Origin of the sequence: Mycobacterium heidelbergense, from assembly GCF_050205645.1 — a bacterium.
Lineage (GTDB): Bacteria > Actinomycetota > Actinomycetes > Mycobacteriales > Mycobacteriaceae > Mycobacterium > Mycobacterium heidelbergense_A.
The window spans coordinates 390,126-413,312 of sequence record NZ_JBNMQT010000001.1; the positions used below are offsets into that span (position 1 = coordinate 390,126).

Here is a 23,187-nt window from a genome sequence, read left to right on the forward strand (position 1 = left end):
TCGTCGTGCCGCCTCAAAGGATTTGGTAGGAGGACCAACTGAACGAGATCACCAAAGAGTGCCGGTTATGCGGCTCGACGGGCCCCCATCGAACTCTTGGGGTTCGCGAGATGATGTTCGGATCCCAGGAGCGGTTCGAATACTATTTCTGCGCCGCGTGCGAGACGTTGCAGATCGTGGACCCGCCCGAGGGCGAAGAGCTGATGCGCCACTATCCACGAAACTATCACTCGTACAACGAGCCTCGGATTCTCGGATGGCTCATCACGCGGCACGACCGCTATAAATTGCGTACCGGCGGCCGGCTGGTCGGTCCCCTCTTGACGAGGCGCTTGCCCGACGGCGTCCTTCGCCTTCTCCTCGGCGGGGACGTCGTCGGAATGCTCGCCCAGCTTCCGCTTGACCGGGACGCGCGAATTCTGGACGTGGGCTGTGGCAGCGGTTTGCTGCTCGATCGGTTGGCCAGAGCGGGATTCACCAACTTGTGTGGTGCAGATCCGTTCATCGCGGCCGATCGCGAGACGCCGCGGGGCGTGCCGTTGATGAAGCGCGATTTGTGTGAAGTGACAGGCGAATTCGATCTCATCATGTTCAATCACTCGCTCGAACATGTCCCCGACCCGATCGCGATGCTCGAGGTTGCCCGCGAGAAGCTCGCCGCCGGGGGCATCTGCCTGGCTCGCGTGCCGACGACCTCATCCGAAGCGTGGACCACCTACGCGGCGGACTGGGTGCAGATCGACGCGCCCCGGCATTTCGTCATACCGTCGCGGCAATCGATGGCACTGGCCGCCGAGAAGGCCGGCCTTCGAGTGGAACAGACATTTGACGATTCGAATCTGGGCCAGTTCATGGGCAGCGAAGCCTATCGGCGAGGCGTTCCGGTGACCGACCCGAAAATCCTTCGGATATTTGGTGCCAGGCAGATGTGGGAGTGGGAAAAACGCGCGGACCGACTCAATCGGCAGGGCCGCGGGGACCAGAAGGGCTTTGTCCTGCGGGTGAAGTGAGCCCGTCAGATGATGCCGGCACCCCTGGCCACCAGCGAGAAGCCGACCACCGCGAAGATGGCGGCCAGCACCTGCGGGCGGTGCGCCAGCGCCCATTCGTGCAGAGGTTGAAGCGCCGCTTGGGTTTTCGCGGGTGCGAGCAGATAGGTGACGAGGGTGATCTCGAAAACCGCGAGCATCCCGACGACGAAGGCTACGGCCGCGACGACCTGTGTTCCGATCGAGGCCCCCGAGGCCACGACGGTGGTGTCCACGAGCAGAACCACGGCGGGGCCTGGCAAGAAGGTCATGCCGGTCACCAGCGCCACCCACAGCGATCCGTTTTCCCACGCTTTGTTGGCGCGGTCGGTCAGGCGCCGGATCGCCGATCCGCGCTGCGGCGCATCAGAGTCCAGCACCGCGGTAGGGGAAGTACCGACCGGCGCCGGCACGCGTTCCCGCTGACGCGCCCGGGAGCGCACCGCGATAAGCGCTGAGACCGCCAGCGCGAGTGCACCCAAGCCGAGCTGAATATGCCGGGCGGTGGAGTTGGGCCCCGCGGTGGCCAAATTGTGCGCGGTCGCTCGGAACGCCGGCATGACGTGCAGCATCAGCAACGGAATCAGCAGCGCGGGAACATTCGTTATCAGGCAACCCACCCAGCAGGCGACCAAGTTTTGCACCGGTCGCGGCCGGGAGATCAGAAGCAGGACGAGGCCGAGAAGCACAGGGTTGAGCGCCAACAGAAGCGCCAGCCCCAGCACGGAACCCCACACAGCCCGAAGACACTACCCTGTCGCGGCGGACCGGCGTCCCAGTAGCCACCGCACGTCAGTCGACACGTCTTGAGCGCGCGAAGTTCTCCAAGAGATCGACGGTGCTGGCCACGCTTTCGGCGGGTTTGGTTGTCTGGGTGGCTACCTCGCGGGCCCGGGCGACATATTCGGGACCGAGGATCCGGCGCAGGTCCGCGACCAGCGATTCGTGGGTGGTGCTCGAAAAGCGCCGCCCAGAACCAACTTTCAGACGTTTGACGTGAGAGGCCCAGAGCGCCTGATCGGGCGCCGTCCAAAGGATCAGCATGGGCACCCCGGCGCGCAGGGCCGCGGCTATGGTGCCCAGGCCGCCGTGGTGCACGACCGCGCGGCAGGCTGGGAAGACCGCCGCGTAGTTCACCGCGTCCACCACCTTGACGTGGTCGAACTGGGGGACATTGCCGAAGTCACTCCAGCCGGAACAGATCAGGGCCCGCTCGCCCAGCTGCGCGCAGGTCGCGCCGATCATGGCCACGGTGTCGGCGGGAGACTTGACCGGCGTGCTGCCGAAGCCGAAGAAGATCGGCGGTGTCCCCGCGGCGATCCACGACGCGACCTCCTCGTCGGCGTCCGTGGTCAACTCCACCGTCAGCGCCCCGACGAAGGGCCGTTGGCCGTTGCACTTCGCCCATTCGGCCGCCAGCCCCGGGAAGCAGACTTCTTCGTAGGCTTGAATTTCCAGTGATCCACGCTCGGTGATGCGTCGCGCCGCAGCGCGCCTCGCCTTCGGCAGGCCCAGTTCGCGGCGCTGCACGTCATCGAAGTTCTTCACCCCGCGCCAACTCGCCCACTCGTAGAACCGCACCGCATAACGGCCCAACGACGGTGGCAGGAATGGCAGGACCTGGCCGTTGACCCGCACCGGGGCCAGATGCAGTGTGGCCAACGGAATGTCGTAGTAATCGGCGACATTGGCGGCGGGCTGCTCGAAATTCAGAAACGTGACCAGCAGGTCGGACCCGGCCGCCAGCGACTGCAGCGTCGTGGTGATTTGCTCCCAGTGCCGGGTGACGGACTCCCCGATTTCACGCCACGACCTGAGGAGATCTCGGATCTTCCAGAAGTGGCGGAACACACGCGTCCAGAAGTCGCGGTGCGAGCTCCACCACTCCCGCGTATCGGGCCCGTAGGGGACCGCCCTCAGCCCGGCCGACTCGGCAAAGTCAACCAGGTCGGGCGGAACCGCCAGGTACACGTCGTGACCGCGGCGCAGTAGTTCACGGCCGACGGCGACGCAGGGCTCGACATCGCCACGCGTTCCGTAGCTCGCCAGCACACACTTCATCGCGGATCTGTCGGCATGGAATCTCTTCCCAATCTGCAGCGAAGTGTGCTGTGTCGGTGGCGCTGGGCAGCTAACGGCTAACCCGCGGCGGTGCGGTGTAGTGCGAGATGTGACTATAACTTAGAAGCGCTGGACCGCAGACCGTTCAGACGCTGCCGATGCCGCTGGCCACCAGCGAGACCCCACCCACCGCGAACACGGCGATCAGGATTTTTCGACGGTGGCTCAATGCCCAGTCGTGGAGGCTTTGCAGCACCGCTTCGGTTTTCGCCGGCACCGCCACATAACTGAGCAGCGTGATCTCGGCGATCGCAAGCACCCCGATGACGAACGTGATGGCGGCGCTGATCTGCGTGCCGATCGCGGCTCCCGAGGCCACGATGATGGCGAGCAACAAAAGGCCGGCGTCGGGTTCCACCCCGCCGAGTGCCACGCCGATCACGAACGCCAGCCACACCGATCCGTTCTCCCACGCATTGTGGACGCGGCCGAGTAGCCGCCGCAACGCCGGCCCGCCCTCGCTTGCCGCATCCCGCGCGCGGTCGAGCACGCGCGCGATGATCGGCGGTGTCTTCGACTCCAGCACCATGGTCGAGGCGTTGCCGCCGGATGCGGGCGGGTGCGGGGGCTGCCGCCGGCGGGCCAGCGAGCGCACGATGATCAGCGCGGCGATCAAGAGCGCGAGCACACCCATGCCGATCCGGACGTGCCTGACGACGGGGCTCGTCGGCAAGCCGTCGGCAAAGGATCTAAACGCCGGCGCGACGTGCAGCAGCGTCAGCGGAACCACCACGGCCGGAATGCATCCCACCAGGCAGCCCGCGCCGTAGGCGAGCAGGTTTTGCACGGGTCGCGGCCGGGAGATCACCAGAAGAATCACCGCCAGACGCACGGGGTTCAGCGCCGTCATGAGCGCGAGCGCCAGCACTGAGCCCCACATGGCGGGAAGACTACTTTGGCAACCATGTTGCCCCGCAACAGGTCACGTCCGACCCCTAGTACGGTACGACGATGGACAACGTGCTCGATCCGCTCGACCAGCTCACGTTCGACGCCGAGCGGGCGACCGGGGTCGTGTCAATGCCGCATCCTTTCTGGGTGTATGACCGCCCGATCGACATCGACGGTCTGCGCAAGTTCCATCACCACCTTCAGCAAGGCTGGTTGCCCCGCCGCATCGAGCCGTCGCGGTTGCGGTTCGGCCGTCACCGCTGGGTGTCGGCCGGCGGTTTCTCCGACATCGAGATCGCGACGCCTCGCCCGCGCGCGGAACTGGACGCCTGGCTCGAGGAGCAGGCTTCCGCGCCCGTCGACGCCGAGCACGGGCCGCCGTGGCACCTCGGGGTGCTGCCCTTCACCGACGGCGGCGCGGCGGTGAGCCTGGTCGTCTCACACTGCCTCGCCGATGGCGTCGGGCTGTTGAACGCGATGGCTGACGCAGCCGATGGACGCGACAATCCGAGCAGCTGGCCCGCCGCCGGGTCGCGCCGGCGCTGGCGGGCGGTGCGCCAGGATGCCCACCAAACCGTGCGGGATATCCCGGCTTTCGGCCGGGCCCTCGCTGCCGCGGTGCGGCTGGCCCGGCGTGCCCGCCGCAAAGGGTCGGCAGCCGCGCCCGCTACCACCCCGCTCCGGCTGCCGACGAGCGCCGACGAATCCTTCACGCCGCCAATGGCAACCATCTTCATCGATGCCGACGAGTGGGAGGCCCGTGCCCACGCACTGGGCGGTACCAGCAACGCGCTGCTGGTGGGGGTGGCGTCGCACCTGGCGCAGCGGATCGGACGGGTCACCGCGGACGGCTCGGTCCTGATGAAGCTGCCGGTCAACGAGCGGACCGCCGGTGATACGCGCGCCAACGCGGTCAGCCATCTCACCGTCACCGTCGACCCCGCGCCCGCGACGACGGACCTGCGCGAGGTCCGGGCCGCGATCAAACAAGCGTTGATCGATCACCACGAGATGCGCGACGACGAGCGCGCGGTGATGTCGTTCGTTCCCCTGTTGCGCCTCTTGCCCAAGCGGCTTGCCAGGCTCGTCGACAACACCGTCGTCTCATCCAACCTCGGTGCGATCGACCCGGCCGTCGTCCGACCGGACGGCACGTCCGCCGGCCTCTGGGCCTCCAGGGTTTCCCACCGGGGAGTGACGAAGACGTTGATGCACCGTTTGGGCGGAGTGCTGTACGTGTTGTCGGGAATTGCGCAGGGGCAGGTCTTCATATCGGTCAGTGTTTATCAGCCCGGCTACGCCAACTCGAATGAAGCTCTGCGACAAGATCTTTCGGAGGTTTTGAATGACTTCTCGCTTGCCGGAACGTATATCGGAGCCCCCCCGTATGGAGCCGCGTACCATGAACCCGCTTGACCGGATTAGCCGAGGTTAGGGGCCGATGACAACCTTCTTGTTCGTGCTGGGGATGGCCCGGTCCGGCACCTCGGCAATGACACGCGTCCTGTCGCTGTCCGGGGCCGCCCTTCCGCCCGGCATGATCGGCGCCGCGAAGGCCAACCCGCGCGGCTTCTGGGAACCGCGGCAAGCCAGCTTCCTCAACGAGAAGATTCTGCGCCGCCACCACAGCGCCGCCGCCGATCCCACGCTGCGCCTGCACGAAGAACCCCCCGAAGCGCGAGACATCGCCGAAATCGGCGCCTACCTCGCCACGCTGCCGCCGTCGGACCTCTATGTCATCAAGGACTTACAGATGACCCCGGTGGCCGGCATGTGGTTCGAGGCCGCCCGCGGCGCGGGTTACGACGTCGGTGCCGTGATCGCGGTTCGCCACCCCGACGAAGTCATCAAGTCCGTCACCGCGATGATGCCCATCATCAAACCGGACCTCGCCGCCGCGCTCTGGCTGAAAAACAGCCTGCTCGCCGAACGCTACACACGCGGACTGCCCCGCGTGTTCGTCGAATTCTCCTACCTCCTCGAGGATTGGCACCGCGAGGTCAAGCGCATGTCCACGGCCCTGGACGTCGAGCTCGCGCCCGACGAGGTCGCGATCAACGAATTCCTCGCTGCCGATGAATGCCACCAACAGGCCGACGGATCGGCGTGCCCGGAACCGTTCGGCACCGACTGGCTGACCACGACCTACCACCATCTGCACCGGGCCGCGGCGGGCGACACGTGGAGCCAACCGGAGTTGGATCGCGTCTTCGCCGACTACCGGGCTGACGAAGAACTGCTGCGCGGGGTCGTCGACAACTATCGCCGGGTCGTCAAGGCGCAGCGCTTCATCCCACGCAAATTCATTCTCGAGATCGCCGCGCTCGTCCACCGACGCAAGGGCACCTGGGCCTGAAACTGCGCGGGTACGGGAAGTGAAAGGCCAGGACCGGCAATGAAATTTGCGCTCGCAACCTATGGGAGTCGCGGCGATGTCGAGCCGAGCGTTGCGATAGCGCGTGAGCTGTTCCGCCGCGGGCACGACGTGCTCATGGCCGTCCCGCCCGACATGGTCGGCTTCGTCGAGTCCGTTGGGCTTGCGGCCGTCGCTCTCGGTCCGGATGTGCAGCCGATCCTGGACGCGCACCGCACCTTCTGGACGGACTTCTTCCGCAACTTCTGGAAGGTCCGCCACCTGATCAGGCTGCGGCACGAAATAGCCGATCCCGTCATCCAGGGTTGGGATCAGATCTGCGCCACGCTGAAGTCGGTGGCGGACGGCGCCGACCTACTGGTCAGCGGCCTGAATTTCGAGCAACCCGCCGCCAACGTCGCGGAGTATCACGACATCCCGTTGGCTACCGTGCACATCTTCCCGGTGCGCGCCAGCGGCCAGTTCCTGTCCGTCGTTCCGGCGCGGGTCGGCCGTTCGGCGATGGCGGTCTACGAGTGGGTGGCTTGGCGTGCGGCGGGCAGGCTGGAGAACGCGCAGCGCCGCGAGCTGGGTCTCCCGAAAGCCACCAGACCGCTGCCGCGGCGGATCGCCGAACGCGGATGGGTGGACATCCAGGCCTACGACGAGATCTGTTTTCCGGGGCTGGCGGACGAATGGGCGAAATGGAACGGTCGACGGGCCTTTGTCGGCGCGCTGACGATCGACCAGCCAACGGTTGCCGACGACGACGTCGCGTCGTGGATCGCCGCGGGAACTCCGCCGATTTTCTTCGGCTTCGGCAGCACTCCCGTGAAATCTCCGGCCGACACCATCGCCATGATCGCCGAGGCCTGCGCGGAGTTAGGCGAGCGCGCATTGGTTACCGCCGCCGGGACCGACTTCCGCGACGTCGGCCATCTCGATCACGTCAAGGTCGTGGACGCGATGAACTACGCGACGATCTTTCCGGCCTGCCGCGCGGTCGTGCACCACGGCGGCACCGGCACCACGGCCTTGGGCCTGCGCGCTGGAGTCCCGACGTTGATCCTCTCGACCGACATCGATCAGACGATTTGGGGAGCGCGGGTCAAACGACTGAAGGTGGGCACCGCTCGCCGCTTTTCGAGCGCCACCCGGAAAACACTGGTCACGGACCTCCGCCGGATTCTCGCCCCGGAATACGCCGCCCGGGCCCGCGATCTCGCCGCCCGCATGACCACCTCCGCCGAGAGCGCCGCGGCGGCCGCCGATCTGGTGGAAAAGCACGCCGGCGCCCGTCGTCCCTGACCCCACTTCGGACCCCTGCGTTTACCGCTATTTGACTCAAGTATGGTAATAGAACTTGTTCTACTTATGTCGATTAGAGCACGGGAGATCGCGAGAAGTGGTGAGTGTCAATCCGTTCGACGTCGGGGATGGCAGGATTCGGGTCTTGGCCCTCGGCGACGAGCAACACAGCCCGGGGTGGCCGACCTTCGAAAAGAACTGGACCGACACGCGGCCGAAGACTCTGCGCGAGAGGCTGGTAACGGGGCGGTTCGCTAACAGGTGAACCGGCCGGAGTCGGGGACTTCGGGGGAACTAGACAATCGAGCACTTCCGCTGACAAGCGGACAACTCGATATTTGGCTTGCAACGCAAACTGGCCGGTTCGGCGCCAAGTGGCAGCTGGGCGTGCTGGTGCGAATCGCGGGTCCGGTCGACGTCGGCTCGTTCGAGTCGGCCGTCCGGCAGGTGGTGCACGAGGCCGAGCCGTTCAGGGCCGCGTTCTTTCAGGTTGAGGGCCACGTTTTCCAGCGGGTCGTTGACTATCCGGATGTCGAGCTCGCGCGCTACGACCTCCTCGACTCGCAGGATCCCGCCCAGGACGCGTATCGGTTGGCGTCATCGATTCAAGCCACGCCGATGCCGTTCAGCGGCGCGCTGTTCAAATTCGCATTGATGCAGACGCGGATCGACGAATTTTATTTCTTCGTCTGCTGTCATCACATCGTCGCGGACGGCCTGGGCCTTGGTCTTTTCTGTCACCGGATTGCCGCCGTCTACAACGCGATTGCCTCGGGGGAGCCGATTCCTCCCACTATCTTCGGCTCGCTGCGCAACCTGATCGAGTGCGAATCGGCATACCAGCGGTCGCCCGAGTATCTCGAGGACGAGGCCTATTGGGCTGAGCACCTTCCGGCGGAAAGGGAACTGCCACATCGGATCGCGGATGACGCGGGCGGGAGTGACTCCGATGAGTGTTCCGAGCCCGTTCCACTGGATCCCGTCGTCGTCGCCGGCATCCGCGAGTTGGCGCGCACGTTGGGGGTGCGTCGCTCGTCGGTGATCACCGCGGCGTGTGCGCTGCTGGTGCGCCGATACGACGCCGAGGGTACGGAAGTCGTGCTCGATCTTCCGGTCACCAGGCGCGTGAGCCCAGAGACGAAGCTGGTGCCCGGCATGATCTCCGGGGTGGTCCCGCTGGTCTTCAGGACCTCGCCGGAGTCCACCGTCGCCGCTTTTTGCGCACAGGTCGACGCCCGAATGCGGGAAGCGTTGCAGCATCAGCGGTTCCCGGTGCACGTTCTGGAGAACGCGGCGCGTTCGCGTGGCTCCGGCCGGGCGCCGAACCGGGTAATCGTGAACTTCATTCCGCCGACCTATATGGCCGATCTCGATGGTTCCCCGGCAACGGCGACCCTGACCAATTCCGGCCTTGTGGACCAGTTCGGGCTGCTTTTCACCAGGGACGGAGATCAGCTTTTTCTCAGCACCGCGGGTGCCGGGCAATTGTTTGCGAATTGCGCTGTCGACGATTTAGCGCGGCGGTTGGAGCGGGTGCTGGCGGCGATGATCGCGGATCCCGAGCGGTCGTTGCCGTCGCTCGACGCCTTGGATGCCGGTGAGTACGCGCAGCTGGATGGGTGGGGTAACCGGCCGGTGCTGACGGAGCGGCCGGGCACTTCGGTGTCGATTCCGGCGCTGTTCGCCGCGCAAGTAGCGCGTACCCCGCAGGCTGCGGCGCTGACCTGCGGGGAGCGTTCGTGGACCTACCGCGAGCTCGACGAGGCGGCGAATCGGTTGGCGCACTTGCTGCGTGGTCGGGGCGCGCGGCCGGGTCAGTGCGTCGCGGTGCTGTTCACGCGGTCGGCCGAGGCGATCGTCGGGATTGTGGCGGTGCTCAAGACCGGAGCGGCGTATCTGCCGATCGATCCCGCGCTGCCCGCTGCCCGCATCGAATTCATGCTCGCCGACGCCGCGCCGATCGCCGCGATCACCGTGGCCGGGTTGCGCCCGCGGCTGGACGGGTCCGGTCTGCCCGTCGTCGAGATCGACGATCCGGCCGTCGCCGGCCAACCCAGCAGCGCGCTACCTGCTCCTGCCGCTGACGACATCGCCTACCTCATCTACACCTCGGGCACGACCGGCGTTCCTAAGGGCGTGGCGGTCAGCCACCAGAGCGTGACCCAGCTGGTGCAGACCCTGGATGCCGGCCTGTCCCGCAAGGGCGTGTGGTCGCAGTGGCATTCGTTGGCCTTCGACGTTTCGGTGTGGGAGATCTGGGGCGCGTTGTTGCACGGCGGGCGGCTGGTGGTGGTGCCCGAGGAGGCGGTCCGCTCACCGGAAGATTTCCACGCGCTGCTGGTCGCCGAGCGCGTCAGCGTCTTGTGCCAAACCCCCTCGGCGGTCGCGGCCTTGTCACCCGAGGGGCTGGAGTCGACGGCGCTGGTGGTGGCCGGTGAGGCCTGCCCCGCTGATGTGGTGGACCGCTGGGCGCCCGGGCGGATGATGATCAACGCGTACGGCCCGACCGAGACCACGGTGTATGCGGCGATAAGCGCGCCGCTGCGGCCGGGCTTCGGTGCACCGATCGGTTCGCCGGTGCCCGGGGCGGCGCTGCTCGTGCTCGACGGGTGGTTGCGGCCGGTGCCGGCGGGCGTGGCCGGGGAGTTGTATGTGGCCGGCCGCGGCGTGGGTTATGGATATGCGCGCCGAGCCGGGTTGACCGCGTCGCGGTTTGTGGCCTGCCCGTTCGGCGGGCCGGGAACACGGATGTATCGCACCGGGGACCTGGTGTGCTGGGACGCCGACGGCCAGTTGCAGTATCTGGGCCGCGCCGACGAGCAGGTCAAGATCCGCGGATACCGCATCGAGCCCGGCGAAGTCCAGTCCGCGCTGTCGGCCCACCCGCGCGTGGGGCGGGCAGCGGTGATCGCCCGCGAGGACCAACCCGGCGACACGCGGTTGGTGGCCTATGTGGTCCTGGATCAGCAGATGATGCTGACCCGGGAGCCGGAGCGAGAAGCGCAACTCGTCGAGCAATGGCACGGAGTGTATGAGGGCCTCTATTCGGGGTCGACCCGACCGGTTGGCGAGCAGCCTGTTTTGGGGGAGGACTTCGAGGGCTGGAACAGCAGCTATACCGGGGCGCCCATCCCGCTCGAGCAGATGCGCGATTGGCGGGGAGCCGCGGTGGATCGGATCCGCGGGTTGGGCGCGCGCCGGTTGCTCGAGATCGGGGTCGGCTCCGGTCTGCTGCTGGCGCAGCTGGCGCCGGATTGTGACGAGTATTGGGGCACGGACTTCTCGGCGCCGATGATCCAGGCGCTGCAGGCGGCGGTGGCCGAGCAGCCGTGGGCCGATCGGGTGCGGTTGCGCGCACAGCCAGCCGACGTGGCCGAGGGTTTGCCCGAGGGGCATTTCGATGTCGTCGTGCTCAATTCGGTGGTCCAGTATTTCCCTAACGCGGGCTATCTGCTGGATGTCCTGACGGTCGCGATGCGGTTGCTGGCGCCGGGCGGGGCGTTGTTCGTCGGGGACGTGCGCAACTTGTCGTTGTTGCGGGAGTTCACCACCGGGGTGGTGTGCGCCGAAGCCGCCGAGGACACCGCCGCGGTGACGCGGGAGCGGGTCCGCCGGGAAATGCTGGCCGAGCAGGAACTGTTGTTGGCGCCGGAGTTCTTTGCGGGGCTGCCCGAGCACTTGCCCGGCATCGCCGCGGTCGACGTGCGGCTCAGCGGAATGCGGGCGGTCAACGAGCTCAGCGGTTACCGCTATGAGGCGGTGCTGCGTAAGGCACCGGCGACGGTGCAATCGATGGCGGAGCTGGCGTCGCATCCGTGGCAGCGGTTCGGCAGCCTGGCCGCGCTGGGGGAGTTTCTGCGATCCCGGCGCTTGCCGGGGCTGCGGGTGACGGGGGCGCCACACGGCGGGATCTGGCCCGATGTGGCGCTGGCACAGGCGCTGGCCGGGGCCGACGATCGGGTGCCGGTCAGTGCGTTGCGTGCCGGCCTGACCGCGCCCGATGCGGTGTTACCGCACGAGTGTCACGCGTTGGGCCGGCAACTGGGCTATGCCACCGCGGTGACCTGGTCGGCGACGGCCGGCCTGGTGGATCTGATCTTTACCCGCGCCACCGACGCGGCGCTGTCGGATCTCTACCTGCCGGCCACCGGGTTGGGTTCGCTGGCCGGGTATGTCAACGACCCGTCGGCGAGCGAACGGGCAGCCGAGTTGCGGCGCTTCGCGGCCGACCGGTTGCCGGAGTTCATGGTGCCGGCCGCGATCATGCTGATGGAGTCGCTGCCGTTGACCGTCAACGGCAAACTCGACAAGCGGGCGCTGCCGCCTCCGGAGTTTGTCGGCGGCGCGGCCTATCGTGCGCCGCGCAATGACCGGGAACGGGTGTTGGCCGGCCTGTTCGCCGAGATCGTCGGGGTGACGCGGCTCGGCATCGATGACGGGTTCTTCGACCTGGGCGGGCATTCGTTGTCGGCCACCCGGCTGGTCGCCCGGGTGAACGCCGAGCTCGGTGTCGAGGTCCCGATCCGCGCGTTGTTCGATGCGCCCACCGTGGCCGGCCTGGCCGAATGGATCGGCGCGCACGCCGGGGAACCGGCGGTGGTGACGTTGACGGCACGGCCGCGCCCCGCGTCAATCCCGCTGTCGTTTGCCCAGAGCCGGTTGTGGTTCATCGACCAACTGGAGGGGCCCTCGCCGGTTTACAACATGGCGGTGGCGCTGTGGCTCGACGGGCGCCTCGACGTCGAGGCACTGGGCGCGGCGCTGGCCGACGTGGTGGGCCGTCACGAGAGCCTGCGCACCCTCTTTACCGCGGCCGACGGCATACCCCGGCAGGTGGTGATGCCCGCCGAGCGCGCGGACTTCGGTTGGCAGGTCGTCGATGCCGGTGGCTGGTCGGGCGAGCGGCTGGAGGAGGCCATCGCCGCCGTCACCGGCCACGCTTTCGACCTGGCGACCGAGATTCCGTTGCGGGCAAGACTTTTCCGCAACGCCGACGACGAACACCTGCTGGTCGCCGTGGTGCACCACATTGCCGCCGACGGCTGGTCGCTCAACGTGTTGGCCGCGGACATCGGTGTGGCGTATGGCGCGCGAGCGGCTGGGCGGGCGCCTGGCTGGACCGAATTGCCGGTGCAGTACGTCGATTACACGCTGTGGCAGCGCGAGCTGCTGGGCGAGCTCGACGACGACGAAAGCCGGATCGCCGCCCAGCTGGCCTACTGGGAGCACGCCCTGGCCGGGATGCCCGAGCGCCTGCAGTTGCCCACCGATCGGCCCTACCCGCCGGTCGCCGACTACCGCGGGGCCAGCGTGGAGGTGGACTGGCCGGCCCAACTGCAGCAGCGGGTGGCCCGGCTGGCCCGCGAGCACAACGCCAGCAGCTTCATGGTCGTGCAGGCCGCGCTCGCGGTGCTGCTGGCACAGGTGAGCGCCAGCCGGGATGTGGCGATCGGCTTCCCGGTGGCAGGGCGACGCGATCCCGCGCTCGAGGGGCTGGTCGGGTTTTTCATCAACACGTTGGTGCTGCGCGTGGACCTGGCCGGCGACCCCACCGTCGCCGAGCTACTCGCCCAGGTGCAACAGCGCAGCCTGGCGGCCCACGAGCACCAGGACGTGCCGTTCGAGGCGCTGGTGGAGCGGCTCAACCCCACCCGAAGCCTGACCCATCACCCCCTGGTGCAGGTGTTGCTGGCCTGGCAGAACTTTGTCGGACCGGACAACAGCCCAACGCCGGGGCTGGCCCTGGGCGATCTGCGGGTCACGCCGCTGCCCGTGGACACCCACACCGCACGCATCGACCTGACGTTCACCCTGTCCGAACGTTGGACCGAGACTGGTGAGCCCGCCGGAATCGGCGGGACCGTCGAATTTCGCACCGACGTTTTCGACACCGCCACCGTCCAAACGCTGATCGGGCGGCTCCGGCGGGTGCTGGTGGCGATGACCGCCGACCCGACCCGGCGGTTGTCGTCGGTGGATGTGCTCGATGCGGCCGAGCACGCCCGGCTCGAGGGATGGGGCAATCGCCCGGCGTTGACCGCGCCGGCGTCGCCGACGGTGTCGCTTCCCCAGGCGTTCGCGGCGCAGGCGGCCCGCACCCCCGATGCGGTCGCGATCAGCTGCGGCGGCCGCGGCATGACATACCGGGGGTTGGACGAGGCCGCGAACCGGTTGGCGCACTTGTTGGCCGGCGCGGGCGCAGGCCCCGGACAGCGTGTGGCGCTGCTGTTTTCGCGGTCGGCCGAGGCGATCGTCGCGATTCTGGCGGTGTTGAAGACCGGGGCGGCGTATCTGCCGATCGACCCGGCGGTGCCGGACGCGCGCATCGCCTTCATGGTTGGCGATGCCGCGCCGATCGCGGCCATCACCACCACCGAATTGGTCGAGCGGCTGGACGGCCACGACCTGCTCGTCGTCGACGTCAACGGCCCCGCGGTGGACGCCCAGCCCAGCATCGTCCCGCCGGCGCCGGCCCCCGACGACATCGCGTACTTGATCTACACCTCGGGTACGACCGGTGTGCCCAAGGGCGTGGCCATTACCCACCGCAACGTCATCGAGCTGTTGGCGTCACTGGACGACAGCTTGGAGTTGGCGGGTCAGGTGTGGTCGCAGTGGCATTCGTTGGCTTTCGACGTGTCGGTATGCGAGATCTTCGGTGCGCTGTTGCATGGCGGCCGGCTGGTCGTCGTGCCCGAGGCGGTGGCCCGCTCGCCGGAGGTTTTCCACAGCCTGCTGGTCGCCGAGCAGGTCGGAGTGCTGAGCCAGACCCCGTCGGCGTTTTATGCGCTGCAGACCGCAGATGCGCTGGCCCCCGAGCTGGGCGGCCAGCTGAAGCTGCAGACGGTGATCTTCGCCGGTGAGGCCCTGGAGCCTCAGCGGCTTGCCGGCTGGATGGACGGTCACCCGGGGTTGCCCCAGCTGATCAACATGTATGGCACCACCGAGACAACGGTGCACGCGTCGTTTCGCGAGATCGTGGACCGCGATGTCGATGGCACGGTCAGCCCGATCGGAAAGCCGTTGGCGCACCTGGGTTTTTTCGTGCTCGATGGCTGGCTGCGTCCGGTTCCGGTCGGGGTGGTGGGCGAGTTGTACGTCGCCGGTGCCGGGGTGGGCCTCGGCTACCTGGGCCGTGCGGGGTTGACCGCGTCGCGGTTTGTGGCATGTCCGTTCGGTGGACGGCGGATGTATCGCACCGGGGATTTGGTGCGATGGCGTTCCGATGGGCAGCTGGAGTATCTGGGCCGCGCCGACGAGCAGGTCAAGATCCGCGGGTATCGCATCGAGCTCGGCGAAGTTGAGACCGCCCTGGCCGGCTTGGGGGGTGTGCGGCAGGCGGCGGTGATCGCCCGCGAGGACCGCCCCGGCGATAAGCGACTGGTCGGTTACGTGACCGGCAGCGCCGACCCTGCCCGGTTGCGTGCCGCACTGGCCGAGCGGTTGCCGGAGTACATGGTGCCCGCGGCGCTGGTGGCGCTGGACGCGCTGCCGTTGACACCTAACGGCAAGCTCGACAAGCGGGCGCTGCCGGCACCGGACTACAGCGACGGTGAGCATTACCGGGCGCCGGCCACTCCCACCGAGGAGATTCTGGCCGGCATCTATGCCCGGGTGCTCGGCGTGGAGCGGGTCGGGGTCGACGACTCATTCTTCGACTTGGGCGGGGATTCCCTGTCGGCGATGCGTCTGGTCGCGGCGGTCAATTCCGGTGTGGGCGCGGATCTTTCGGTGCGCATGGTGTTTGACGCACCCACGGTTGCCCGGTTGGCGCCACGTATCGGTAGCGGTGACGGTCGGCCGGAGCCATTGGTGGCGATGCGGCGCCCGGCGGTGTTGCCGTTGTCGTTCGCGCAGAACCGGTTGTGGTTGATCGACCAGTTGCACGGGCCGTCGCCGATCTACAACATGGCGGTGGCACTGCGGCTGGACGGACGCCTCGATGCCGACGCGTTGGGGTCCGCGCTCGCCGATGTGGTTGGCCGCCATGAGAGCCTGCGCACGCTGTTCGCCGCCCCCGATGGCGTCCCGCAGCAGGTGGTGATGCCCGCCGAGCGGGTCGACGTGGGGTGGCAGTTCGTCGATGCCACCGGCAGGCCCGCGGCCCGACTGGATGAGACGATCGAGGAAACGGCGCATTACGCGTTTGACCTGGCAAGCGAGATCCCATTGCGGGCAAGGCTTTTCCGGGTTGGCGAGGACGAGCATGTTTTGGTGGCGGTGGTGCACCATATCGCCGCCGATGGCTGGTCGATCACCCCGCTGGTGGCCGATCTGGGCGAGGCGTATCGGGCGCGACGGCAGGGCCGGGCCCCCGGTTGGGCGCCGTTGGCTGTGCAGTATGTCGACTACACATTGTGGCAGCGCGCCCAGCTGGGTGACCTCGACCACGATGACAGCCACATCGGTCGACAGCTGGCGTATTGGGAGCGGGCGTTGGCCGGGATGCCCGAGCGCCTGGCCCTGCCCACCGATCGGCCCTATCCGCCGGTGGCCGATCACAGAGGCGCCACGGTGGCGGTGGAGTGGCCTGCGGAGTTGCAGCGGCGGATCGCTCGGCTGGCCCGCGAGCACAATGCGACCCCGTTCATGGTGGTGCAGGCCGCCCTGGCGGTGTTGTTGGGCAAGCTCGGCGCGAACCGCGATGTGGCCGTGGGCTTCCCGATCGCGGGGCGGGGCGACCCGGCGCTGGATGCGGTGGTGGGCTTTTTCGTCAACACCCTGGTGTTGCGGGTCGACTTGACCGGCGATCCCAGCATGGCCGAGTTGCTCGCCCAGGTGCGCGCGCGCAGCCTGGCCGCCTACGAACATCAGGATGTGCCCTTCGAGGTACTCGTGGAGCGGCTCAATCCAACCCGAAGTCTCGCTCATCACCCACTGGTGCAGGTGATGCTGGCCTGGCAGACCAACGAGCCGGTCACCGGGCTGGCGTTGGGCGAGGTGCGGGCGACCCAGCTGCCGATGGACACCCACACCGCGCGCATGGACCTGTCGTTGTCGTTGGCCGAGCGCTGGACCCCGGCCGGTGAGGCGGCTGGGATCGGCGGGGCGGTCGAGTTTCGCACCGATGTGTTCGACACGGCCACCATCCACACACTGATCGAGCGGTTGCAGCGGGTGCTGGAAGCCCTGACCGCCGATCCGGCGTTGCGGATCTCGTCGGTGGAGGTGCTCGACGACGTCGAGCGGGCCCGCCTGCGGGACTGGGGTAACGGGGCGGCGGTGACCGCGCCCGCGCCGCCGGCGGTGTCGATTCCGGCGTTGTTCGCCGAGCAGGTCGCCGCCGCTCCCGACGCGGTGGCGATCAGCGCCGAGGGCCGCGCCATGACCTACCGCCAGTTGGACGAGGCAGCAAACCGGTTGGCGCACTTGCTGGTTGGTGCGGGCGCCGGCGCTGGTGGGTGTGTGGCGCTGCTGTTGCCTCGCTCGGCTGAGGCGGTCGTCGCGATTTTGGCGGTACTCAAGACCGGGGCGGCGTACCTGCCGATCGACCCGGCGGTGCCGACGGAGCGGATCGGGTTCGTGCTCGACGATGCGGGGCCGGTCGCCGTGCTCACCGTCGCCGGGTTGGCCGGTCGGATGGACCGCCGTGATCTGCGGGTCATCGATATCGACGACCCCGCGATCGACACACAACCCGCCACCGGACCGCCGGCGCCGGCGGCGGACGACACCGCGTACCTGATTTACACGTCGGGCACGACCGGCGTGCCCAAAGGCGTTGCGATCACTCACCGCAACGTGACCCAATTGTTGGCGGTGTTGGATGCGGGCCTGCCGCGCCCAGGCGTGTGGCCGCTATGTCATTCGTTGGCTTTCGACGTGTCGGTGTGGGAGATCTTCGGCGCACTGTTGCGTGGCGGCCGAGTGGTGGTGGTGCCCGAGGAGGTGACCGCCTCACCCGAGGAGTTCCACGGCCTGTTGGTCGGCGAACAGGTCAGTGTGCTGACCCAGACCCCGTCGGCCGTCGCCGCGCTGTCCCCGCAGGGGTTGGAGTCGGCGGCGTTGGTGGTGGTCGGCGAGGCCTGCCCGGTCGAAGTGGTGGATCGGTGGGCTCCCGGGCGGGTGATGGTCAACGCGTATGGCCCCACCGAGACGACGATGTGTGTGGCGATCAGCGCTCCGCTGAGTCCGGAGTCGGGGGTGGTGCCCATCGGCGCACCGGTGCCGGGGGCGGCGTTGTTCGTGCTCGACGAATGGTTACGCCCGGTGCCGGTCGGGGTGGTCGGTGAGTTGTATGTGGCCGGCGCCGGGGTCGGCGTCGGCTATGTGGGCCGGCCGGGCTTGACCGCGTCGAGGTTTGTGGCGTGCCCGTTCGGCGGCGGCCGGATGTATCGCACCGGCGACCTGGTGTCGTGGGGTGTCGACGGGCAGCTGCGGTATCTGGGGCGTGCCGACGAGCAGGTCAAGATCCGCGGGTATCGCATCGAACTCGGCGAAATCCACACCGCCCTCACCGAACTCGACGGGGTACGGCACGCCGCGGTGATCGCCCGCGAGGACCGCCCCGGCGACAAACGCTTGGTCGGATACATCACCGGAACGGCGGATCCGCGCGAGATCCGCGCCGCTCTGGCCGACCGGCTGCCCGCCTACATGGTGCCGGCCGCGGTGCTGGCGATCGACGAACTGCCGTTGACGGCCAACGGAAAACTCGACACCCGCAGCCTGCCAGCGCCCAACTACGGAGACGGTGATCGGTACCGCGCCCCGGCTGGAGCCGTCGAGGAGATCCTGGCCGGCATCTACGCGCAAGTGCTCGGGATGGAGCAGGTCGGGGTCGACGAATCCTTCTTCGACCTTGGGGGGGACAGCATTTCGTCGATGCAGGTGGTCACGCGCGCGCGTGCCGCCGGCCTGGTGTGCCGGCCGCGCGACATCTTCGTCGAGCAAACCGTCGCCCGGCTGGCGCGGGTGGCCGCTGTGGCCACCGGCGTCGGCGACGTGCTCGATGAGGGTGTCGGACCAGTGGTGGCGACCCCAATCATCCAGTGGCTGCGGGGCATCGACGGACCGGTGGAGCAGTTCAACCAGACCATGATGGTGCGGGCTCCCGCCGGGGCGACCCAGGCCGACGTCGTGGTCGTGTTGCAGGCCCTGTTGGACCGGCATGCCATGTTGCGGCTGCGTGTCGATGAGGACTGGTCGCTGACGGTGCCCGAGCCCGGATCGGTGGATGCGCGCCAGTGCCTGCAAGTCGTCGATGTCTTCTCCGATGCGGCGCTGGTGTCGGCCCGCTCCAGGTTGAATCCGGCCGCCGGGACGATGGTCAGCGCGCTGTGGGTCGCCGGTACGGGCCAGTTGGCGTTGATCATTCACCATCTCGCTGTCGACGGCGTGTCGTGGCGAATCCTGTTGGAAGACTTGAACATTGGGTGGGCCCAGCACCGCAGCGGCGAGCCGGTGGCATTGCCGGCGGGCGGGACATCGTTTGCGCGGTGGGCCTCGCTGCTGGCCGAGCACGCTCACCACCCGGACGTGGTCGATCAAGCCGCGGCCTGGCGGCAGGTGGCGGCCGCCCCCGCCGCGGTGCCCGCGGTGCAACCGGATGTCGACACGTTCGCCACGGCTGGACATTTGTCGGTGGAGCTGGAGGTCGAGACCACCCGGATGCTGCTCGGTGAGGTGCCGGCGGCGTTCCATGCCGGGGTGCAAGACGTCTTGTTGATCGGATTTGCCTTGGCGCTGACCGAGTTTGCGGGCGACCGTGCGACGCCGATCGGCATCGACGTCGAGGGCCACGGACGTCACGAGGAACTGGGCGTCGATGTCGACCTGTCGCGAACCGTGGGCTGGTTCACCACCAAATACCCGGTCTCTTTGACCGCCGGCGGGCTGTCCTGGGCGCAGGTGATCGCCGGCCATCCGCGACTGGGTGCGCTCGTCAAGGACGGCAAGGAACAGCTTCGCGCTCACCCGGACGGATTGAGCTATGGGCTGTTGCGGTACTTGAACACCGAGATCGACCTGGCCGAGCCCGACCCGCCGATCGGGTTCAACTATCTGGGGCGCCTCGGCGCCGCCGGCTCCGAGAGGTCCGACGATCTCTGGCGAGTCTGCCCCGACAGCCTGTCGCTGACCGGTGCCGCGACGGCCACACCGATGCCGCTCGTGCACACCGTCGAGCTCAACGCCGGCACCGTTGACGCCGACACCGGACCGTGCCTGCGCGCCGACTGGACGTGGGCGCCATCGGCGTTCGACCGCGCGCAGATCAGCCGGTTGAGCCAGCTGTGGTTTGACGCTCTGGCCGGTATCTGTGCGCACGTGCAACGTGGGGGTGGCGGGCTGACGCCGTCCGACATCGCGCTCACCGGTCTGAGCCAGCAGCAGATCGACAAGCTCAGCGGGACAATGCGGATCGCTGACGTGCTTCCGCTGACCCCGCTGCAGCAAGGATTGCTCTTTCACGCGCGGGCCGCGCGGGGCGGGGACGATCTCTATGCCGTGCAGCTTGATGTCACACTAAGCGGTCCGCTCGATCAGCATCGGCTGCGCGATGCGGTCCACACGATGGTCAACCGGCATCCGAACGTCGTCGCCCGATTCTCCGAACAGTTCGGCAAGCCGGTGCAGATCATCCCCGCCGATCCCGCGCCCGCGTGGCGGTACGTCGAACTCGGCGGCGGCGATATCGATGGGCAGATCGAGCGGCTGGGTGCCGCCGAACGCGCGGCGGTCCGTGATCTCGCCGACCAGCCGACCGCTCGGGCCGCGTTGATCCGCACGGCACCCGACGAGCACCGATTCGTGCTGACCTTCCACCACATCGTGCTCGACGGTTGGTCGCTGCCGATCCTGCTGCGAGAAATCTTCGCCTGCTACTACGGGCAGCGATTGCCCGCCGCGGTCCCGTATCGCAGATTTGTTGCGTGGCTGGCCGATCGAGACGTCGATGCCGCCCGCGCGGCCTGGCGCGAGGCGTTCGCCGGCTTCGACACACCCACATTGGTGGGCCCGCCGGAGCGGGTGGGACACGGGCAGCGCGGCGTTGCTTCATACCGGGTGCCGGAGCACACCACCCGCGCGCTCACCGAGCTCGCCCGCACGCACCACACCACCGTCAACACCGTGCTGCAGGCCGCGTGGGCGCAGGTACTGATGTGGCTGACCGGGCACCATGACGTCACCTTCGGCGCCGCGGTCTCGGGACGGCCGGCGGAGGTGCCCGGCGCCGACTCGATGGCGGGTCTGCTGATCAACACCGTGCCGGTGCGGGCCAACATCACCCCGACAACCACCACCGCCGGACTGCTCGACCAGCTACGACGCACACACACCAAAACCCTTGAGCACCAACATCTGTCGCTGAGCGAAATCCACCGCGTCACCGGCCACGAGCAACTCTTCGACACCCTGTTCGTATTCGAGAACTACCCGGTCGACACGAGCGCACTGGCGGGGGACGACGGGCTGAACATCACCTCGTTCACCAGCCGCGAATACAACCACTATCCGCTGACGATGCAAGCCATGGCCGGTCACGAATTGGGCCTGCGCCTCGAATACGACACCGATGCATTCGGCGAGCCGATCGTTGAAACGATCGCCAAGGGCTTCCGGCGAGTGCTGGAGGCGCTGACCACCGAACCCACCCGACGGTTGTCGTCGATGGACGTGCTGGACGCCGCCGAGCGCGCCCGCCTGGACGGGTGGGGCAACCGGGCGGTCCTGAGCCAATCCGTGACGCCGGAGTCGATTCCGGTCTTGTTCGCCGCGCAGGTGGCGCGCACGCCCGAGGCGGTCGCGCTGACTTGCCGGGGCACGTCCATGACTTACCGGGAGCTGGACGAGGCGGCGAACCGGCTGGCGCACTTGCTAGCCGCCGAGGGCGCCGGTCCCGGTGAGTGTGTGGCACTGCTGTTTTCGCGGTCGGCCGAGGCGATCGTGGCGATCTTGGCGGTTTTGAAGAGCGGGGCGGCGTACCTGCCGATCGACCCGTCACTGCCAGGACCGCGGATCGGGTTCATGCTCGGCGATGCCGCGCCTCTCACCGTGATCACGACCACCAGCTTGGCCGATCGGCTGGCCTGGCATGACGTGCCGGTCATCTTTATCGATGACCCCGCTGTGGCGACGCAGCCCAGCACCGCCCTGCCTTCGCCGGCCCCCGATGACCTTGCCCACCTGATCTACACGTCGGGCACCACGGGGGTTCCCAAAGGGGTCACCGTCACCCACCACAACGTCACCCAGCTGTTCGACTCACTGGATACCGGCCTGAAACTGGAACCGGGTCAGGTGTGGACGCAGTTTCACTCGTACGCATTCGATTTTTCGGTGTGGGAGATCTGGGGCGCGTTGTTGCACGGTGGGGTGCTGGTGGTGGTTGCCGATGAGGTAGCCCGCTCCCCGGAAGATTTCCACAAGCTGCTGATCGGCGAGCGGGTCAGCGTATTGACCCAGACCCCGTCGGCGGTGGGGATGCTCTCACCTGAGGGCCTGGAGTCGACGGCGTTGGTGATCGGCGCCGAGCCCTGCCCGACCGAACTGGTGGATCGGTGGGCACCCGGACGACTGATGATCAACGTCTACGGCCCCACCGAGACCACGATGTGGGCGTCCAAGAGCGCTCCGCTGACCGCGGGATCCGGTGCGCCGCCGATCGGTTCGCCGGTGTCCGGTGCTGCCTTCTTTGTGCTGGACACCTGGTTGCGGCCGGTTCCGGCGGGGGTGGTCGGTGAGTTGTACTTGGCGGGTCGCGGTGTGGGGGTTGGGTATTGGCGCCGTTCGGGGTTGAGCGCGTCGCGGTTTGTGGCGTGTCCGTTTGGTGGGCCGGGGCAGCGGATGTATCGCACCGGGGATTTGGTGCGGTGGCGCTCTGATGGGCAGCTGGACTATGTGGGGCGTGCCGACGAGCAGGTCAAGGTTCGTGGGTATCGCATCGAGCTCGGCGAAATCCAAAGCGCTCTAACAGCTCTCGATGGCGTTGAGCAGGCCGCGGTGATCGCCCGCGAGGACTGTTCCGGCGATAAGCGGCTGGTGGGATATGTGACCGGGGTGGCGGATTCGGGCGTTGTGCGTGCGGCGTTGACCGAACGGTTGCCTTCCTGGATGGTGCCTGCCGCGGTGGTGGTTCTTGACGAGTTGCCGGTGACGGTCAATGGCAAGCTCGATACCCGCGCCCTGCCCGCACCCGACTACACCATCACCGGCTACCGCGCCCCGGCCACTCCGAGCGAGGAGATTCTGGCCGGGATTTATGCGCAGGTGCTCGGTGTGCCCCGGGTTGGGGTGGATGATTCGTTCTTTGATTTGGGTGGGGATTCGTTGTCGGCGATGCGTTTGGTCGCGGCGGTGAATTCTGGTGTGGGTGCGGGGCTTTCGGTGCGTGATCTGTTTGAGGCGCCCACCGTCGCGTTGCTGGCGCCGCGGATCGGTGCCGGTGGGGGTGGGTTGGAGCCGTTGGTGGCGGTGGCCCGTCCGGCGGTGGTGCCGTTGTCGTTTGCCCAGAACCGGTTGTGGTTTATCGATCAGTTGCAGGGC

The 23,187-nt window shown here is 67.7% G+C and carries 8 protein-coding genes; 5 read left to right on the forward strand and 3 right to left on the reverse strand.

Going from position 1 to position 23,187, the window contains the following annotated elements:
• Positions 1 to 38 precede the first annotated feature (38 nt).
• Entirely contained in the window at positions 39 to 1,010 is a 972-nt protein-coding gene (locus ACQI5H_RS01395; RefSeq protein WP_427077670.1) for a class I SAM-dependent methyltransferase, read from the forward strand.
• 5 nt (positions 1,011 to 1,015) lie between these two features.
• On the opposite strand, the gene ACQI5H_RS01400 is transcribed toward ACQI5H_RS01395, so the two are convergent.
• The 3 genes from ACQI5H_RS01400 to ACQI5H_RS01410 form a co-directional block, all read right to left on the reverse strand.
• Positions 1,016 to 1,765 carry a GAP family protein gene (locus ACQI5H_RS01400; RefSeq protein WP_427077637.1) on the reverse strand — a complete coding sequence of 250 codons (750 nt, stop codon included), beginning with the start codon at positions 1,763 to 1,765 and terminating at the stop codon, positions 1,016 to 1,018.
• Between the two features lie 55 nt (positions 1,766 to 1,820).
• Entirely contained in the window at positions 1,821 to 3,089 is a 1,269-nt protein-coding gene (locus ACQI5H_RS01405; protein WP_427077638.1) for a glycosyltransferase, read from the reverse strand.
• Between the two features lie 145 nt (positions 3,090 to 3,234).
• Positions 3,235 to 4,017 (reverse strand): GAP family protein, encoded by a 783-nt coding sequence (locus ACQI5H_RS01410; RefSeq protein WP_427077639.1) that lies wholly within the window; start codon positions 4,015 to 4,017, stop codon positions 3,235 to 3,237.
• Between the two features lie 83 nt (positions 4,018 to 4,100).
• Between ACQI5H_RS01410 and ACQI5H_RS01415 the strand changes: the two genes are divergently transcribed.
• The 4 genes from ACQI5H_RS01415 to ACQI5H_RS01430 all read left to right on the forward strand — a co-directional run.
• A complete protein-coding gene (locus tag ACQI5H_RS01415) occupies positions 4,101 to 5,456 on the forward strand; it encodes a wax ester/triacylglycerol synthase domain-containing protein (RefSeq protein WP_427077640.1) in 1,356 nt (451 codons plus the stop codon).
• A 25-nt stretch (positions 5,457 to 5,481) separates the two neighbouring features.
• Positions 5,482 to 6,396, forward strand: coding sequence for a sulfotransferase family protein (locus tag ACQI5H_RS01420; RefSeq protein ID WP_427077641.1), 915 nt, complete (start codon positions 5,482 to 5,484; stop codon positions 6,394 to 6,396).
• Between the two features lie 39 nt (positions 6,397 to 6,435).
• Positions 6,436 to 7,701, forward strand: a complete 1,266-nt coding sequence (locus tag ACQI5H_RS01425; protein WP_427077642.1) for a glycosyltransferase — start codon at positions 6,436 to 6,438, stop codon at positions 7,699 to 7,701.
• A 261-nt stretch (positions 7,702 to 7,962) separates the two neighbouring features.
• Positions 7,963 to 23,187 (forward strand): amino acid adenylation domain-containing protein (locus ACQI5H_RS01430; RefSeq protein ID WP_427077643.1); only part of this gene is annotated, 15,225 nt, incomplete at its 3' end.

Excerpts from the sequence above, each read along its gene's own strand:
- ACQI5H_RS01415 (WP_427077640.1), top strand. The coding sequence starts at position 4,101 with ATGGACAACGTGCTCGATCCGCTCGACCAGCTCACGTTCGACGCCGAG.
- ACQI5H_RS01425 (WP_427077642.1), top strand. The coding sequence starts at position 6,436 with ATGAAATTTGCGCTCGCAACCTATGGGAGTCGCGGCGATGTCGAGCCG.
- ACQI5H_RS01420 (WP_427077641.1), top strand. The coding sequence starts at position 5,482 with ATGACAACCTTCTTGTTCGTGCTGGGGATGGCCCGGTCCGGCACCTCG.
- ACQI5H_RS01405 (WP_427077638.1), bottom strand. The coding sequence starts at position 3,089 with ATGAAGTGTGTGCTGGCGAGCTACGGAACGCGTGGCGATGTCGAGCCC.